At 64.8% G+C, this 17,766-nt stretch carries 16 protein-coding genes; 8 read left to right on the top strand and 8 right to left on the bottom strand.

Annotated features, from left to right (window positions below; all coding sequences use genetic code 11):
* Positions 1-226: IS3 family transposase (locus AC1DW9_RS32705; protein ID WP_476855312.1), on the top strand; the 226-nt coding region annotated here is incomplete at its 5' end.
* Positions 227-261: 35 nt separating this feature from the next.
* Here the strand turns inward: AC1DW9_RS32705 and otnK are convergent.
* Positions 262-1,536: a 3-oxo-tetronate kinase gene (gene otnK, locus AC1DW9_RS32710; protein WP_441508615.1), complete on the bottom strand. Its 1,275-nt coding sequence runs from the start codon at positions 1,534-1,536 to the stop codon at positions 262-264.
* A 381-nt stretch (positions 1,537-1,917) separates the two neighbouring features.
* Here otnK and AC1DW9_RS32715 point away from each other — a divergent pair, with 381 nt between their 5' ends.
* The 6 genes from AC1DW9_RS32715 (at position 1,918) to AC1DW9_RS32740 (ending at position 8,825) form a co-directional block, all read left to right on the top strand.
* Positions 1,918-3,423: an ABC transporter substrate-binding protein gene (locus AC1DW9_RS32715; protein WP_441489076.1), complete on the top strand. Its 1,506-nt coding sequence runs from the start codon at positions 1,918-1,920 to the stop codon at positions 3,421-3,423.
* Positions 3,424-3,511: 88 nt separating this feature from the next.
* On the top strand, positions 3,512-4,456 hold the full coding sequence (locus AC1DW9_RS32720; RefSeq protein ID WP_113515563.1) for an ABC transporter permease: 945 nt from the start codon (positions 3,512-3,514) through the stop codon (positions 4,454-4,456).
* Positions 4,456-5,346 carry an ABC transporter permease gene (locus AC1DW9_RS32725; protein ID WP_441489075.1) on the top strand — a complete coding sequence of 297 codons (891 nt, stop codon included), beginning with the start codon at positions 4,456-4,458 and terminating at the stop codon, positions 5,344-5,346. Before AC1DW9_RS32720 ends, AC1DW9_RS32725 begins: the two co-directional genes overlap by 1 nt.
* A 20-nt stretch (positions 5,347-5,366) precedes the next feature.
* Positions 5,367-7,166, top strand: a complete 1,800-nt coding sequence (locus AC1DW9_RS32730) for a gamma-glutamyltransferase family protein (RefSeq protein ID WP_441489074.1) — start codon at positions 5,367-5,369, stop codon at positions 7,164-7,166.
* A gap of 13 nt (positions 7,167-7,179) precedes the next feature.
* The gene (locus AC1DW9_RS32735; protein WP_441508616.1) at positions 7,180-7,908 is read left to right on the top strand and encodes a DUF1028 domain-containing protein; all 729 of its coding nucleotides are present in this window, start codon (positions 7,180-7,182) and stop codon (positions 7,906-7,908) included.
* Positions 7,909-8,135: 227 nt separating this feature from the next.
* Entirely contained in the window at positions 8,136-8,825 is a 690-nt protein-coding gene (locus AC1DW9_RS32740; protein WP_476777148.1) for an OmpW/AlkL family protein, read from the top strand.
* Between the two features lie 150 nt (positions 8,826-8,975).
* Here the strand turns inward: AC1DW9_RS32740 and AC1DW9_RS32745 are convergent, their stop codons facing one another.
* From AC1DW9_RS32745 to AC1DW9_RS32775, 7 genes are all read right to left on the bottom strand, one after another.
* Entirely contained in the window at positions 8,976-10,052 is a 1,077-nt protein-coding gene (locus AC1DW9_RS32745) for a D-TA family PLP-dependent enzyme (RefSeq protein ID WP_441489071.1), read from the bottom strand.
* Positions 10,049-10,507 carry a RidA family protein gene (locus tag AC1DW9_RS32750; RefSeq protein ID WP_113515557.1) on the bottom strand — a complete coding sequence of 153 codons (459 nt, stop codon included), beginning with the start codon at positions 10,505-10,507 and terminating at the stop codon, positions 10,049-10,051. The genes AC1DW9_RS32745 and AC1DW9_RS32750 overlap by 4 nt, the downstream gene beginning before the upstream one ends.
* A 121-nt stretch (positions 10,508-10,628) precedes the next feature.
* The gene (locus AC1DW9_RS32755; RefSeq protein ID WP_441508617.1) at positions 10,629-11,798 is read right to left on the bottom strand and encodes an amidohydrolase/deacetylase family metallohydrolase; all 1,170 of its coding nucleotides are present in this window, start codon (positions 11,796-11,798) and stop codon (positions 10,629-10,631) included.
* Positions 11,799-11,820: 22 nt separating this feature from the next.
* Positions 11,821-12,756, bottom strand: coding sequence for an N-carbamoyl-D-amino-acid hydrolase (locus tag AC1DW9_RS32760; RefSeq protein WP_441508618.1), 936 nt, complete (start codon positions 12,754-12,756; stop codon positions 11,821-11,823).
* Positions 12,757-12,925: 169 nt separating this feature from the next.
* On the bottom strand, positions 12,926-13,834 hold the full coding sequence (locus AC1DW9_RS32765) for an ABC transporter permease (protein WP_441508619.1): 909 nt from the start codon (positions 13,832-13,834) through the stop codon (positions 12,926-12,928).
* A complete protein-coding gene (locus tag AC1DW9_RS32770; RefSeq protein WP_441508620.1) occupies positions 13,831-14,772 on the bottom strand; it encodes an ABC transporter permease in 942 nt (313 codons plus the stop codon). Before AC1DW9_RS32770 ends, AC1DW9_RS32765 begins: the two co-directional genes overlap by 4 nt.
* 28 nt (positions 14,773-14,800) lie before the next feature.
* Positions 14,801-16,399, bottom strand: a complete 1,599-nt coding sequence (locus AC1DW9_RS32775) for an ABC transporter substrate-binding protein (RefSeq protein WP_441489067.1) — start codon at positions 16,397-16,399, stop codon at positions 14,801-14,803.
* Positions 16,400-16,800: 401 nt separating this feature from the next.
* On the opposite strand from AC1DW9_RS32775, the gene AC1DW9_RS32780 reads away from it, so the two are divergent.
* On the top strand, positions 16,801-17,757 hold the full coding sequence (locus AC1DW9_RS32780; protein ID WP_476768573.1) for an amidohydrolase family protein: 957 nt from the start codon (positions 16,801-16,803) through the stop codon (positions 17,755-17,757).
* The last annotated feature ends 9 nt before the right edge of the window (positions 17,758-17,766 follow it).

A 17,766-nucleotide genomic window follows, 5' to 3' on the forward strand; every position in this document is an offset into this window, starting at 1 on the left:
GATGAACCGCACCATCAAGGAAGCGACCGTCAAGCGCTTCCACTATGACGATCATCGCCAGTTCGAGGCGCACCTCACAGACTTCGTTGTCGCCTACAATTTCGGCCGCCGGCTGAAGACCCTTAGGGGGCTCACACCCTACGAGTTCATCTGCAAATGCTGGACTTCAGAGCCAGAACGATTCAGGCTCGATCCAATCCATCAAATGCCGGGACTAAACAGCTAGGTCATCGGACCGGATACGATATCGGGTCCGATGACCTAGCGGAGCAGGCTCCATGCCTTCAGGAAGAAATCCGGTGCGCCGAAATTCCCGGATTTCAGGGCAACAGCCATCGCGGGGCTACCGACGACGCGAGTCCACGGCACACCGGGGTCGATCTCGGGGCCAATCTCGAGCGTCTGGATGCCGAGGCCCTGGACAACGGCGCCCGAGGTCTCGCCACCGGCGACGAGCAGGCGCGTAACACCGCCCTTGGCGAGCAGGCGCGCCGTTTCAGCGAAAGCCTGCTCGACGATCTCACCGGCCTTGTCGCGGCCAAGCTGCCCCTGGATCGCGGCGACTTCGGCCGGGTCATCGCTGGAATAGACGAGGAAGGGTCGATCGGCTGGTTGCGCCAGCGCCCAATCGGCCAGAATTCGTGCCGTCTGCTCGCCGGTGGCCAGAGCGAGCGGATCGACCTTCAGCGCGGGATATCCGGCTTCAAGCGCCGCCTTGATCTGCCCGCGTGTGGCAGTGGAGCAGCTGCCCGAGATAATGCCGGCCCGCCCCTCGGGCGCCTCGAGATGGGCCGCGATATCGCGATCCGGCAACAGCCCTGCCTTGCGGAAGTTCTGCGGCAGCCCCATCGCGATGCCGGAACCGCCGGTCAGCAGGACCGCCCCATCGACAGCAGCGCCCAGCACCATCAGGTCGTCATTGGTCAGCGCGTCGGTCACGACATAGCGCACGCCCTGCCCCGCCAGTTCCACAAGCCGGTTCTTGACCGCGCCGGCCCCAGCCAGGACCGTGGCGTATCCGATATGGCCGACAGGGGTCTCGGTCTGTGCCGCCATCAGGCGCATCAGGTTTGAATCCCGCATCGGCGTCAACGGGTGGTCCTTCATCGAGCTCTCATGCAGAGGCACGGAGCCGACGAAGAGATAGCCCTGATAGATCGAGCGGCCATTCGCGGGAAAGGCCGGGCAAATGATGACGCTTTCCGCGCCGAGCCGGCGCATCAGCGCGTCCGCCACGGGGCCGATATTGCCGTGCGGAGTCGAGTCGAAGGTCGAGCAATATTTGAACAGGATCTGGCGCGCCCCGGCGGCGAGCAGCGCCTCGCAGGCGGCGAGCGACTGCGCCACTGCTTCCGAAACCGGATTGGTGCGCGACTTCAGCGCGACGACGACCGCATCGGCCTCCGGCAGGGTTGCATTGGCCGATGGCGCGCCGATCACCTGAACCGTCCGCATCCCGGCCCGGTTCAGCATCAGGGCGACGTCGGTCGCACCCGTCATGTCGTCGGCAATCACACCCAGAAGCATCCGTCCCATTCCCTGTTTCCAGCGCATACAAACTGCGCCTGATACCCGTATCCGTCTGGCGCAGTGCATATCAGAGATCATGCCCTGCGTGCGCGTAGCCCGGACATGCCGGCCTCAGCCAGAAGCGGAGAGCTTGGCCGCCAACTTGCATACAAGCCGAACGGCGACCCGGGAACAATACTCCGCAAGAATGATGCAGCGCATGATCGACGCCCGCCGAAACTTGCGCCAACTTGGTGCTGAACGGGACCAACCCGGGAGGCTCTTCGCTTTCGGATTCTGCATATCGACCTAGCGGCGCAAGCAGCCTGCGTTCGGCAGGCCATGCGCCAGATCTCTATCCGGCCGCGCGAACGCGCCTCACACAGAAAATCCAACAGGGGAAAACCGATGAAGCTCATTGCCGCGCTGGTTTCAGCGACCTTCCTGACGATCGCGAGCCTGCCAGCCATGGCGCAGGCGCCGAACACGCTGCGTGTCGGCCTGCAGGAAGACCCCGACGTGCTCGACCCCCACAAGGCGCGCACCTTCGTCGGTCGCATCGTCTTCATGGGGCTGTGCGACCGGCTGCTCGATATCACGCCTGACCTCAAGCTCGTCCCGCGGCTGGCGACCGAATGGTCATTCTCCCCTGACGGGCTGACGCTGACCATGAAGCTGCGCAGCGATGCGAAGTTCCATGACGGCGAGCCCTTCAATGCCGAAGCGGCAAAGGCCAATCTGGAGCGGGCGCGCACGCTGCCGGACTCCCTGCGGAAATCGGAACTCGCCTCGGTCGACAGTGTCGAGGCCGTCGATGCCACCACGCTCGTGCTGAAGCTCAAGCGCCCCGACGCGACCCTGCTTGCCCAATTGACCGATCGCGCCGGCATGATGCTGGCTCCCAAGAGCCTCAGCGGCGATGTCGGCGCCAAGCCGATCTGCTCCGGCCCCTACAAGTTCGTCGAGCGCGTCCAGAACGACCGCATCGTGCTGGAGAAGTTCAAGGAACACTGGGAGGCCGCGAACTACCAGTTCGACCGGGTGCTCTATCGTTCGATCCCCGACACCACCGTGCGTCTCGCCAATCTGAGAGCCGGCGAACTCGACATGCTGGAGCGCCTTGCGCCGACCGACGTGCCGGGCGCCCGGGGCGACAAGTCGCTCAAGATCGCCAGCACATCGAATCTCGGCTATCAGGGCATCACCATCAACACGTCCAATGGCGAGGCGGCGAACCAGCCGATGGGCAAGGACAAGCGCGTCCGCCAGGCCCTGTCGCTCGCGATCGACCGCAAGGTCCTGAGCCAGGTCGTGTTCGAAGGGCTGTACGAGCCGATGATCCAGCCGTTCAACCCCGGAAACCCCTATCTCAGCGCCGACTTCCCGGTGCCGGCGCGCGACGTCGCCAAGGCGAAGGCGCTGCTCAAGGCAGCCGGTGCCGAAAAGGTCTCGGCCGAGCTCTTCGTCACCAACAATCCCGTCGACGCGCAGCTTGGCCAGGTCATCCAGGCAATGGCTCAGGAAGCCGGCATCGACATCCAGATCCGCTCGAGCGAATTCGCGAGCCAGCTGCGCGACCAGCAGCAGGGCAAGTTCCAGATGAGCCGCATCGGCTGGTCCGGCCGCATCGACCCCGATGGCAATATCCACCAGTTCGTGACGTCGAAGGGTAACCAGAACGACGGACGCTACAGCAATCCGGAGGTCGACAAGCTGCTCGACCAGGCCCGCACCGTCTATGACGTCGCCGAGCGCAAGAAGCTCTATGACGCAGCGCAGGCAATCCTGCAGGACGAGCTGCCGATCGTCTATCTCTACAACCAGACGGTGTTCTTCGCGCTGCGCTCCAACATCGATGGCTTCGTGATCAATCCCGACGGCATGATCCGGCTCGCCGGGTTGAAGAAGAAGTGATGACCGCCTCTTCTCGAACCCCACACCCTCGTCAGCTCCGGGCGACCCTTGCGTCGCCCGGAATGGCGGCCGGGCTTAGGGGGCAGCCATGCTGACCCTGATCGGCCGCCGCGTCTTGATCGCGATCCCGACACTCTTTCTGGTGTCGCTGTTCGTCTTCGCCCTGCAGCGAGCCTTGCCCGGCGATCCGTTCCTCGTCATCGCCGGCGAGGAGCGCGATCCGGAGGTGATCGCCCGGCTGCGCGAAATCTACCGGATGGACGATCCCATCGTCGTCCAGTTCTTCGCCTGGCTCGGCCAGGTCGTGCAGGGCGATTTCGGCCGCTCGCTGCGAACCGGCGAGCCGGTGCTCGGGCTGATCCTGCAAAAGCTGCCTGTCACCATCCAGCTCGCCACGGCCTCGATCCTCGTCGCCGTCGCGATCGGCGTCCCGGCGGGCATCATCGCCGCCCGCAACAAGGGGACGGCCCTCGACTATTCCGCCAGCGCGCTCGCGTTGTCGGGTCTCTCGATTCCGAATTTCTGGCTCGGCATCATGCTGATCCTGCTCGTCTCGGTGGAGCTCAAGCTCCTGCCGGCATCGGGATATGAGCCGATCTTCAGCAACCCGATCGGCGCGATCGAGCGGCTGATCATGCCCGCCTTCGTGCTGGGCGGCGGGCTTGCGGCTTTCCTGATGCGCCATACGCGCGCTGCGATGCTGGAGGTCCTGCAGTCCGACTATGTCCGCACCGCGCGCGCCAAGGGGCTCGACGAGCAGACGGTCGTCAACCGCCATGCGCTGCGCAATGCCCTGATTCCGATCATCACCCTCTCGACGCTGCTCTTCGGCGAGCTGCTGGCCGGAGCTGTGCTGACCGAACAGGTCTTCACGATTCCCGGTTTCGGCAAGCTGATCATCGACGCCGTGTTCAATCGCGATTACGGCGTGGTGCAAGGCGTCGTCCTGTGCACTGCAATCGGCTTCATCCTGATGAACCTGCTTGCCGACCTGCTCTACATCCTCGTCAACCCACGCCTGAGGGACGGCTGATGGCGAACATCGCATTGGACCGCCCGTCCCCGACCAGCTCGTTGGAACCATTGCCGGCGCGAAGCCCGCGCGCCTGGACGAAACTGCTGCACAACCGCTCCGCCCAGATCGGCGGGGCGCTCGTGCTGATCTTCGTGCTGATGGCGATCCTGGCGCCGCTGCTGCCGCTGGCAGACCCGCTGAAGTCGAACTTCCTCGCCATCCGCAAGCCGCCTTCGGCGCTGTACTGGTTCGGCACCGACGAACTCGGCCGCGACCAGTTCTCCCGCCTGTTCTACGGCGCGCAAACCTCGCTGCTGGCCGGCATCTTCTCGGTCTCGATCGCGCTGGCGGTCGGAGTACCGTTCGGGCTGCTGGCGGGGTGGTATGGCGGCTGGATCGACATCGCGATCTCGCGCGTCACAGAAGCGATGCTGGCCTGCCCCTTCCTGATCGTCGCGATTGCGTTTGCAGCGATCCTCGGCCCCTCCTTGACCAACGCCATGATCGCGATCGGCCTCTCGGCCGTTCCGATCTTCATCCGGCTGGTCCGGGGCCAGGTGCTCAGCATCAAGGCCGAGGATTTCATCGAGGGAACGCGCGCGATCGGTGCCCGCGACATGCGGATCCTGTTCCTTCACGTCCTGCCGAACACGCTTTCGCCGATCGTGGTGCAATCCACCCTGTTCATGGCGCAGGCGATCATCCTGGAAGCGGCCCTCTCCTTCCTCGGCCTCGGCCAGCAACCTCCCGCTCCGTCCTGGGGTCAGATGCTCAACGTCGCCAAGAATTTCATGGAGCAGGCGCCGTGGATGTCGGTCGCGCCCGGGATCACCATCTTCTTCGCCGTTCTCGGCTTCAACCTGCTCGGCGACGGCCTGCGGGACGCGCTCGACCCCAAAGAACACTAAGCAAGCCTAGGGATAGCATCATGTTCACGACCCGCCCCGAAATCCTCGGCACCTTTGGTGTCGTCACCTCGACGCATTGGCTCGCGACGGCCTCCGGCATGGCCATGCTGGAAAAGGGCGGCAACGCCTTCGATGCCTGTGCCGCCGCAGCCTTCGTGCTCCAGGTCGTCGAGCCGCATCTGGTCGGCCCGGCCGGCGACATGCCGGCCGTGTTCTATTCGGCCGAGACGAAGAAGGTCGAAGTCATCTGCGCGCAGGGCCCGGCTCCGCAGGCAGCCACCATTGCGGCCTTCAAGGAACTCGGCCTCGACCTGATCCCCGGATCGGGACTGCTCTCGACGGTCGTGCCCGGCGCTTTCGGCGGCTGGATGACGCTGCTGCGCGACCATGGCCGCCTGTCGCTGCGTGAGGTTCTCGAGCCGGCCATCGGCTATTTCGAGAACGGCCATCCGATGCTCCCGCGTGTCTCCGACACGATCGGCTCCCTGACCGATCTCTTCACCAATGAGTGGCCGACCTCGGGGGCGGTCTATCTGCCGGGCGGCAACGTGCCGAAGGGCAAGGAACTCTTCAGCAACAAGGCCGCGGCGGAAACGTACAAGCGCATTCTGTCGGAAGCGGAAGCCGCCGGCGGTTCGCGCGAGAAGCAGATCGAGGCTGCTTACGACACCTGGTACAAGGGCTTCGTCGCGGAAGCGATGGACGCATTCTGCCGCACGACCGAGGCGATCGATTCCTCCGGCCGCCGCCACAAGGGCCTGCTCACCGCCGACGACATGGCGCGCTGGAAGCCGACCTACGAAACGCCCGCGAGCGTGAACTATCACGGCTGGGAGGTCTTCAAGATCGGTCCCTGGGGCCAGGGCCCCGTCTTCCTGCAGACGCTGAAGATCCTGGAAGGCATCGATATCGCCGCGATGGGACCGGCCAGCCCGGAATTCATCCATCACGTCACCGAGGCGATGAAACTCGCCTTCGCCGATCGCGAGGCCTATTACGGCGATCCGGATTTCGTGAAGGTGCCGATGGCGACGCTGCTTTCGGAGGATTACGCCCGCGGCAGGCGCAATCTCATCACCGACAAGGCCTCGCATGAGCTGCGCCCCGGCATGATCCCCGGCTTCGAGGAGCAGGTCGGCAAGATGCTGGCGAATATCCGCATCGCCGGGCAGAGCGGCGCCGGCGGCGCAACCGTCGGCGAACCGACGCTCGCCTCGATGGTTGCATCGTCGAAGCGCGGCGATACCGTTCATATCGACGTGATCGACAAATGGGGCAACATGATCGCCGCCACGCCGTCTGGCGGCTGGCTGCAATCCTCTCCCGTCATCCCCGAGCTTGGCTTCCCCCTGAACTCGCGCGCGCAGGCATTCTGGCTGGAAGAGGGCCTGCCGGCCTCGCTCGCGCCGCTGAAGCGCCCGCGCACCACGCTGACGCCGACACTGGCCTTCGAGAATGGCGAACCGCGCCTGGCTTTCGGCACGCCGGGCGGCGACCAGCAGGAGCAATGGCAGCTCGGCATGTTCCTGCGCCGGGTGCACCACGGTCTCAACCTGCAGGAGGCGATCGACCTGCCGCTGTTCCACACGCAGCACTTCCCCTCGACCTTCTATCCGCGCGAAGCGCGGCCGGGGCATCTCACGGTCGAGGAGAGCATCGGCGCTGCGGCGATCGCCGATCTGGTCCGGCGCGGCCATGATCTCGAGAAGGCCCCGGCCTGGACCGTCGGACGCCTGACCGCGGCGGAGAAGAGCAGCAATGGCCTCTTGCGTGCCGCGGCGACGCCACGTCTGATGCAGGCCTACGCCGCCGGCCGCTGAGAAGGATTGCTCCATGACCTGGTCTATCGTCGCCCGCGATGCGGCGACAGGCGCCTATGGCGTCGCGGTTTCCACCTGCGCCTTCGCCGTCGGCTCGCGCGTGCCGCAGGGCGCGGCGCGCACGGGGGCGCTTGCCACACAAGCCTTCCTCAACCCGCTCTATGGCATCGATGGCCTGCGGCTTCTGCTCGAAGGCCGCCCGGCCGCCGAGATCGTCGCCAACCTCACAGCGGCCGATGAGGGGCGCAATCATCGCCAGCTGCACATCATCGACCGGGACGGCAAGATTGCCGCTCATACCGGTTCGGCCTGCATCGACTGGTGCGGCTCGGTCGAAGGCCCGCAGGTCTCGGTGGCTGGCAACATGCTCGCCGGACCGCAGGTGATCGAGGAAACGCTGAAGGCCTATATTGCGGCCTCGGCGCTCGATTTCGACGAGCGCTTGCTGGTTGCGCTCGAGGCCGGAGAGCGGGCCGGCGGCGACAAGCGGGGTCGCCAGTCCTGCGCGGTTCGGATCTGGTCGACCGATGCCTTTCCGAGCTTCGACATCCGCGTCGACGATCACGCAGACCCGCTCGCCGAATTGCGGCGGCTCTGGCGCATCGCGCACCAGCGCTCCGTGCCCTACCAGGCCGCCTCGCCGTCTCGTGCCCGACCGGCGGGGATCACGGACCGCACCGAGCTCGATCGGCTGTGCAGCGAGTATGCTGCTGCCTGGAATGCGAGGCACCCCGAGAGCTGAGCCCTTCGGCCGTCCGGGGCGTGGCATCGCGCCTGGCCCCGGCTTCGGATGGGCGCCAAGCACAATCTCTGCGTCAATGCTGCAACAGGGCGCCGTGATCGTCGGCAGTCCTGTCGCCGTCTTGACGCAGATCAATCACTTTCCCCGAGCACTGGCGAAGAACGGTCCCACCGGCCGGGCAAGTTGCGATGGATTGAGTCGCCCACCGGCAGCAGCTGGGGACCATCATGACGACACGCCTTCTCCCGACCGCTCTGAGCGCCGTCCTGCTCGCAGGCACCGCGCTGACAAGCGCTGAGGCAGCCGATCTGCCCTCCTACAAGGTACAGCCGGTCGCGCCGATTCTGGCGCAGTGGAGCCCCTGGATGATCCGCGGGCGCGCACTCGTCGTGGTACCGCAGGAGGATGCCTCGCTCCGGATCGGCGGCGTCAAAGTTCCCGGCGCGGACGTCAGCATCTCGACCTCGGTCGTGCCCGAACTCGACATCAGCTATTTCTTCACGAAGAACATCGCCGCCGAGCTGATCCTTGGCGTCACCCCGCATCGCGTCAAAGGCGCTGGTGCTCTCGCCGGAGCGCGGATCGGCTCTGCCTGGCTGCTGCCGCCGACGCTGATGCTGCAATATCACTTCACTGACCTCGGGCGCATCAAGCCCTATGTCGGCGCCGGCGTGAACTACACGGTCTTCTTCAACGAGAAGGCCAAGGGCGGCTTCACCGATTTCGATCTGAAGGACAGCTTCGGCCTCGCCCTGCAGGCCGGCTTCGACTACATGATCGACGACCACTGGGGCATCAACTTCGACGTGAAGAAGATCTTCCTCGAGCCGAAGGTCAAGGTGAACAACGGCCTGGTCAGCGGCAAGGTCAAGATCGATCCCTGGCTGATCGGGACAGGCGTCACCTACAAATTCTGAGCTGAAAGATGTTCAGGCTCCCCCGCCGGGTGCGGCGAGGGAGCCTTGAGAATCGGTCCGGAACGTGGATTACGGCTTGGGAAGGCCGATGCAGACACTGAAGGTCAGATCATCGGACCGGCTGCGCGATCCGGTCCGATGATCCTGTTGTCAGGTCAGCCTGCCGCGCGCCGCGACCGGTAGTTCGCCGATCAGCTTGTCGCCGCGCACCGTGATCAGCCTGTCGACCATGTTGACGACGACGCAGACATGGTTCGGCACGATCCGGACGACCTCGCCGACCTTCGGCCGTTCATTCGAGGCCGCAAGGTCGAGGAAGCCATGCTCCTCGGCGAATTTGGCAATCTTGGCGGACGGATACTCCAGAATATAGCCGTGCCCTTCGAGGCCGCCGGTGTCGCTCGTCAGCGTCTTGGACCCTGAATCGAGGATGCCGCGCTCCGGGCCGGCACGGCTCACCACCGTCGCATAGACCGTCAAGGCGCAGTCATCGAGGCTGGCGACGCCCGCCGCGACCTGCATGCGGTCGTTGAAGATCGAGGTACCGGCGCGGTGCTCGGTCGCGCCCTTGAGCTTGCCGATATTCGGAATATTGGGCGAGCCACCGGTCGAGACGATGCCGGCCTCGAGCCCCGCATCGCGCAGGCCCGCATTGGCCGTGTCGAGGAAGAGCTGCGTCCGGTCCCAGCCATCCTCCGGCGGATACATCAGGAAGCCGGCGAAGCGCAGGCCCTTGGAACCGGCGATCATCTTGGCAAGCTCGACCGCCTCACCAGGCGTCTCGACGCCGGCGCGCTGGCGACCGGTGTCGCATTCGACCACGACCTCGAGGTCGCGCCCGGCGATCTCGGCGGCCGTCGGCAGGCCGGCGATGGTGACGGGATTGTCAGCCGCCACGATCATCCGCACACGGCGCTGAAGCGCGCCGAGGCGCCCAAGCTTCTCCTCGCCGAGGATGTTGTAGCTGATCATGATGTCGTCGAGGCCGCCATCGGCCATGACCTCGGCCTCGCCGAGCTTCTGGCAGGTAATGCCGCGGGCGCCGGCCTCGCGCTGCAGGCGCGCGAGCTCGGGCGATTTATGCGTCTTGATATGCGGACGATTGGCGACGCCGGCGGCGTCGCAGGCGGCCTGGAGGCGCGCGATATTGGCCTCGACCTTATCGAGATCGATGACGACGGCCGGCGTGCCGTAGACGCGGGCAATTTCCTCGGCAAGCGCGGTCATGGCAGCACCCGGATGATGACTTCGATCTCGACGGTCATGTTGTTGGGCAGCGAGCCCATGCCCACGGCCGAGCGGGCGTGACGGCCGTTCTCGCCGAGAACGGCGACGAACAGGTCCGAGCAGCCGTTGATCACCTTGGGCTGTTCCGCGAAATCCGGCACCGCATTGACCATGCCGAGCAGCTTGATGACCTCGACCTTGTCGAGCGAACCGGCGGCCTCCTGCATAGCCGCGAGCAGACCAAGCCCGGTCTGCTTGGCGTGTTCGTAAGCCTCTTCGACCGTGACATTGGCGCCGACCTTGCCGGTCGGATAGCTGCCATCGGCCCGACGCGGCCCCTGGCCGGAGAGATAGACGATATCGCCAGCCCGCTTGAAGCGGACATAGTTGGCGACCGGCGTCGCGACGTTGGGCAGTGTCAGCCCGAGTTCCTTGAGCCTGGCTTCGGCAGACATGGTGTTTCCTCTATCGTTATTGTGGCGCGGCGTTCCGCGGACGGCACACAACGCGCGCCCGTGAGACTCCGACGTGAGATGCCCGGGTCAAGCCCGGGCTTGTCGGCAGCACGACCTGGCCTTAGGCCGCCACCTTCTTGAACTTGTTCGTGCGCTTCGGGTGCCACCACTTGCCCTTCAGCACCACGCCCTCGGAAACGAACTTCTTGTCGCCGATCAGGTGCTCCCCGACGACGTCGACATAGTCGAACTTGCCTTCCTTGACGGTGAGGATGGTGGCGTCGCCCAGCGAGCCGACCCTCAGCGAGCCGTATTCGGGACGCTTCAGCGCCATGGCGGCATTCACGGTCGAGGCTGCGATGACGTTGTTCAGGCTCATGCCCATGCAGAGGAACTTCGACATGGTGGTGACCTGGTCATAGGCCGGCCCGTCGATGCAGAGCTTGTGAACGTCCGACGAGATCACATCCGGCTCGAAGCCATTGGCAAGCATGGCGCGCGTCGTCTTGAACGAGAACGAGCCCTTGCCATGGCCGATATCGAAGATGACACCGCGCTTGCGGGCGGCGAGCACCTCCGGCTTCACCGTGCCCTGGGCCGTCGCGGGTGCGTTCGGGAACGGCCGGAAGGCGTGGGTCAGTACGTCGCCCGGCCGCAGCATGCCGATGACTTCCTCATAGGATGGCGGCGGATGGTCGATATGGCACATCAGCGGCATGCCGACCTCGTTGGCCACCTGCAGCGCGATGTTCAGAGGCACCGTCCCGGACGTGCCCGAGGCATGCAGGCCGACGCGGACCTTGATGCCGACGATATAGTCGCGATTGGCGTCGGCGACTTCGACGCAATCAATCGGATTCATCATGCGCAGGTCGCCGCTCTCGCCGACCATGACGCGATGATCGAAGCCGTAGATGCCGGCATGCGAGACATGGAGATAGGCCAGGATGCGGGCCTGGCTCTGCTCGATCACATGCTTGCGGAAGCCGGCCCAGTTGCCCGGTCCGGCGCTGCCGGTGTCGACCGAGGTGGTGACGCCGGACATGCGGCAGAACTCGTCGGCATCGATGCCGAGCGAGGTGCCGCCCCAATAGACATGGGTGTGGAGGTCGATCAGGCCGGGCGAAACGATATAGCCCGAGACATCGCGAACTTCAGTATCGGCGCCGCCCTTCAGGTCCTTGCCGAAGCCTGAGACCTTGCCGTCGGTGAAGGCGACATCGAGAATGCCGTCATGCTTCTGCGAGGGATCGATGACCCGCCCGCCTTTCAGGATGAGATCGTGGTTCATGGCTGGTCCTTTGACGGCAAACTCAGAGCGGTGAGATAGCGCCCTTGCGCTCCACGATCATCCGGTATTGCTCCGGCTCGCGGTGGCGGGCGAAATTGAATGTGGATGCCTTGTAGCTCTTGCCGAGATCGAGATCACAGCGGGCGACGACGAGTTCGTCCCCCTCGGTGACGGCCTGGGCCACGACCTCGCCGGTCGGCGCAATGATGCAGGATCCGCCGATCTGGTCGACGCCGGCCTCGAGCCCCGCCTTGGCCACGCCGACGACCCAGGTGGCGTTCTGGTAGGCACCGGCCTGCATGACGAGCTGATTGTGGAAATTGCCGAGGCGGTCGTGGTCGGGCGCCGGGGGGTTATGCTTGGGCGTGTTGTAGCCGAGCACGATCAATTCGACATCCTGCAACCCCATGCTGCGATAGCTCTCGGGCCAGCGCCGATCATTGCAGATCATCATGCCGATATTGGCATCCATCGTCCGCCACACGGGCCAGCCGAGATTGCCGGTCTCGAAATAGCGCTTCTCGAGATTCTGGAAGGGAGCGCCCGGCCGGTGCTCGGGATGTCCAGGCAGGTGGATCTTGCGATATTTGCCGACGATCGAGCCGCTCTTGTCGACCAGGACCGCGGTGTTGAAGCGGCGCTTGCGCCCGTCCTCGAAGGCGAGCTCGGGATAGCCGAGATGGAAGCCGATACCGAGACGGGCGGCCTCCTCGAAGAGCGGCGCCGTCTCGTTCGAGGGCATGGCACTCTCGAAATAGGAATCGATCTCGTCCTCGTCATCCATCCACCAATGCGGAAAGAAGGCTGTCAGGGCGGCTTCTGGATAGACGACGAAATCGCAGCCATGCCCCTTGGCCTGGCGCATCAAGGCGATCATGCGGGCGACGGCCGAAGCGCGGCTTTCATCCCGATGGATGGGGCCGAGCTGGGCTGCGGCCACCGTCAGAATTCGACTCACCTTGTTTCCTCCTCAGCGCACGGGCCAGCATCGCGATCATCCAGGGCAGGCGAAAGCCGGTCAGCCCGCATGGACGCCATCGGATTTCCGCAGACCGCACCCCGAATCCGGGGTGCGAGGCCAGCGGACGCTGCGGCAGAGCCAGCCGGCATGGTGGATGCGGTTCCCCTCAGAGGCTCTTTGCCAGGCGGGGATCGAGCGAGTCGCGCAGGCCGTCACCGAGCAGGTTCACGGCAAGCACCGTGATCGACAGGAAGACCGCCGGGAACAGCACGATATGCGGCCGGACCTGCCAGAGCGCCCTGCCCTCGGCCATGATATTGCCCCAGGACGGCGTCGCCGGCGGAATGCCGGCGCCGATGAAGGAGAGGATCGCCTCGACGATCATCGCGCTGGCGCAGATATAGGTCGCCTGCACGGTCATCGGCGCGATGGTGTTCGGCAGGATGTGGCGCATGATGATGCGCGGCGCGCGTGCACCGGCGGCCACCGCCGCCTCGACATAGGGCTGCTCGCGCAGGCTGAGCACCACGCCGCGCACCAGGCGGGCGACGCGCGGGATTTCGGCAATGGTGATGGCGATGATGACGTTCTGGACCGAGCCGCGCGTCAACGCCATCAGCGCGATCGCCAGCAGGATCGGCGGGATCGACATCATGCCGTCGATGCCCCGCATGACGATGCCGTCAGCCCGGCGCACGAAGCCTGCGAAAAGGCCGATCGCCAACCCGACCAGAGACGACAGGATGGCGACGGTGAAGCCGACAATCAGCGAAACCCGCGCGCCGTAGATGACACGGGAATAGATGTCGCGCCCGAGCATGTCAGTGCCGAACCAGTACTGCTCCGAGGGCATCCTGGTGCGCCTCGCCGGCGCGATCGCGGTCGGATCGACAGTCCAGAGCAGCGGCGCAAGGATGCCGATGAGGATCATGAGCAGCAACAGGCCGCCGCCGATCGCGACCGAGGGGTGCCGGCGCATGAAGCGCAGCAGGTTTCTCAGGGGTGATCTCTCTGGCCCGATCCCGGCCAGAGCGGGAGCCGCCACGGCGGCAGGGCTCTCGGAGCGCGTCGTCAATAGCGTATCCTCGGATCGAGAAGCGTGTAGACCAGATCGATGATGAGGTTCACCAGCACGTAGACGAAGCTGAACATCAGGACGACGCCCTGAATCACGGGATAGTCGCGCCGCAGGATGGCATCGACCGTCAGCCGGCCCAGTCCGGGAATGGCGAAGACGCTCTCGGTCACCACGGCACCGCCGATCAGCAGGGCGATGCCGATGCCGATGATCGTCACGATCGGGATCGCGGCATTCTTCAGCGCATGCAGGAACAGGACGCTGCGCTGGCCGAGCCCCTTGGAACGTGCCGTGCGGATGTAGTCCTGCTGCAGCACCTCGAGCATCGTCGCGCGCGTGATGCGGGCGATCAGCGCGATATAGACGAGGCCGAGCGTGACCGAGGGCAGGATGAGGTTCCGGAGCCAGGGCCACAGCCCTTCCGAGAGCGGCGTGTAGCCCTGCACCGGGAGCCAGTCGAGTTTCAGCGCAAAGACATAGGCCAGGAGATAGCCGACGACGAAGACCGGGATGGAAAAGCCGAGAACGGCAAAGGCCATCGCGAACTTGTCGACCCAGGTGCCTGCCTTCCAGGCCGCGATCACCCCCATCGGCACCGCGATGACGACCGCAAAGATCAGCGTCAGCACCATCAGCGAGACGGTCGGCTCGATGCGCTGGGAGATGAGCTGCGTCACCGGCAGCGAGGTGAAGATCGACGTGCCGAGATCACCCTGCAGCACCCTGAAGAGCCACTCGCCGAACCGTATCAGGTAGGGGCGGTCGAGCCCGAGGCTCAGCCTGATCTTCTCGACATCCGCGGGCGTCGCCTGATCACCCGCGATGACTGCCGCCGGATCTCCCGGCGCTATGTAGAGGAGAGAAAAGACGAACAGCGCCACGAAAGCCATCACCGGGATGGTCGTGATGATGCGTCTGACGATGAAAGCCAACATCGCGGCGCTGTATCCCTATCGTTGCAAATCAGGCCTTGGAGACGCCCCAGAAGAACGGCAACGGCCCGCTGACGACGCCCGAGACGTTCTTCCGCCAGGCTTGGTAGCCGAGATAGAAGCCGGTCGGCGCGTAGACGACATTCTGAACCGCCGCCTGGTTGAGCCGGCCCATGGCCGCCTTCTCCTCGGCGAGATCCTTGGCGTTGAACCAGTTCGTCACCTCGGTCTCGACGGCAGGCACGTCCGGCCAGCCGAACCAGGCCTTGTCGGCATTCGCGCGGATAGCCGTATACGAGGCCGGATTGATGCAGTCGGCGCCGGCATGCCAGGTGTGGAACATGCTCCAGCCGCCCTGGCCCGGTCCGGTCTTCTGGGCGCGCCGGGAACCGACCGTGCCCCAGTCTGTGGCGACGAAATCGACATTCATGCCGATGCGCTTGAGCAGATCGGCCGTGACGTCGCCCATCGCCTTGGTGGCGGACATGTCCTGCGCCACGACACAGACCACCGGCTCGCCCTTGTAGCCGGACTCGGCCAGCAGCTTCTTGGCGGCCTCGATATTGCGCATCTTGAGCATATCGCCGCCCTGCTCGGTGTAGAGCGGGGTGCCCGGCGTGAAGAAGCCGGGAAGCGGCTTCCAGAGCTTGTCGTCCTCGCCGACAAGCGCACGCATGTAGTCTTCCTGGTTCATCGCAGTCAGYACCGCCTGGCGCACCTTCAGATTGTTGAAGGGCGGGTGCAGGTGGTTCATGCGGAAGGCGCCGATATTGCCGAGCGGATCGCCGATATCGACATTGATATTCTTGTTGGCCTTGAGCACCGGCACGAGATCGGCGAGCGGCGTCTCCCACCAGTCGATCTCGCCATTCTGCAGCGCAGCGGCTGCCGTCGCCGGATCAGGCATGATCACCCACTCGATGCGATCGACCAGCATCTTCTTGCCGCCGGCGAGCCAGTTCGCCTGCTCGGAGCGCGGCACGTAATCGGCGAATTTCTCGAAGACCGCCTTGGCGCCCGGCACCCACTCATTGCGCAGGAACTTCATCGGTCCGGAGCCGACATATTCGGTGATCTGCTGGAACGGATCGGTCTTGGCGATGCGCTCGGGCATGATGAAGGAACAGGGAGCGTTGTTCTTCGCCAGCGCCAGCAACATCTTCGGGAAGGGCTGCTTCAGCGACCATTTCCAGCTCCGGTCGTCGACCGCAACCAGTTCGTTCTGGATGGCGCGGAGCATCAGGCCCATCGGGTCGCGCGCCGACCAGCGCACGAGGCTCTGCACCACGTCCTTGGCGAGCACCGGCTCGCCGTCATGGAATTTGAGGCCGGGGCGGAGCTTGAAGGTCCAGGTCAGGCCGTCGGAGGAGACCTCCTCGCTTTCGACCATCTGGCGCTGCGGCTGGAACTTGTCGTCAATGCCGTAGAGCGTATCCCAGACCAGCGCAGCGGCATTGCGAACGACATATTGCGTGCCCCAGATGGGGTCGAAATTCGCGAGATTGGCCTGCGGCACGAAGCGCAGGGTCTTGGCCGCTGCTCCTTGCGACAAGGCCGGCATGGACAGCCCTCCGGTGGCGGCCAGAGCGCCGGCACCAGTGGCAGATTTCAAGAATGTCCTGCGATCCATTACTCTCTCCCCTGAAACGGCTACCTCTGACGGGCGACCTTGAGGCGAGTGTGGGGGAGAAAGATCACCCTGACAACACGCCGCGCCGGTCGAAATCCGCGGCTGGGAGGCTTGCAGAGTCCGTGCCAAACGGTACCGGTTGGCCCCCAACGCCATGCGCCCGCGCCAATCGAGCATAATTCCGCAGAAAATTGCGCAACGTCGGCTAAATCGATTTGATCGGCGCGCAGCTGGCCTAATCACAGCGTTTTCCCAGCACGCGAAAGGTCCTGCTGACCGGCGAAGACGAAGCGCCCACTCAGGCCTCGTCACGCGCCACGCGCCAGACGCGCCCCCCTTCTGTCGCCCCGCAGAGTTCTGCTAGGCATTCGGGCGTTGACGCGGGTTTTTTGGGCAGGTCCATGCGCTTGGCAGTGGGGATATTGGTTCTGGGCTGCGCATTGGCGCTATCGTTCGGCGCCACCGTATCGGGTCAGGATCAGCCCCGTGTTCTGAAGCGGGTGAAGAGCTCGGCCGCTCCGGAAAGCACCGCACCAAGTCTCGAAACGGTGCCGTTCGTCGATGCGCATGTCCATCTCAACGACGAGGCCATGCAGATCGAACTGATGCGGCACTACGGGGCGAAGCGTGCCGTCGTGTTCTGGGGGCGCAACGGCGACAACGTGTCGATTGCCGATGCCGTCAAGCGCCGTCCCGACCTGTTCATCGGCTTTGCCTCGATTTCTCCGGAGCGCAGGGCTCATCGAAAGGCATGGGAGGATCAGGACCTGGCACTGCTCGAGGAGCTCGACGGTCTCCTGGCCACCGGCCAGTTCAAGGGTATTGGCGAGATATCGGCAGTGCATTTTCCGTCGCCCGGGTTTCCCGAGGCGAACTACGATCCGGCGGGCCCGATGATGAGCGGGATCATGGCACTGGCGCGCAAATACCGCGTGCCTGTCCTGGTCCATGTCGAATCGACACGGATGCGCGAACTGACATCGCTGCTCGAGGCCTTTCCCGATGTGAACCTGATCTGGGCCCATGGCGGTTACACGCCGCTGTTCCTGGCCCGCAGGATGCTCGAACGGCACCCCAACCTCTACTACGAGCTGAGCGCGCGAACCTGGCCAAGGCACCCGCGTTCCCCCGACTACACGATCCTGCAGGACGGCAGGAGTGTCTGGCCGGAATGGCTTGAGCTCATCGAGACGATGCCCGGCCGCTTCATCATCGGAACCGACGCAAGCCATCGCTCGCTGGAGAGCGAGCGGATGAAATTCGAGAGCGTGCAGTCTTTCCTGCGCCAGCTCAGCCCGGCAACACGGGAACGGGTGGCACAAGCCAATCTGCTGGGGCTGTCCGAACCCAGGCCCTGACCGGCCCGG

The organism is Allobosea sp. P4_E12 (assembly GCF_056401655.1).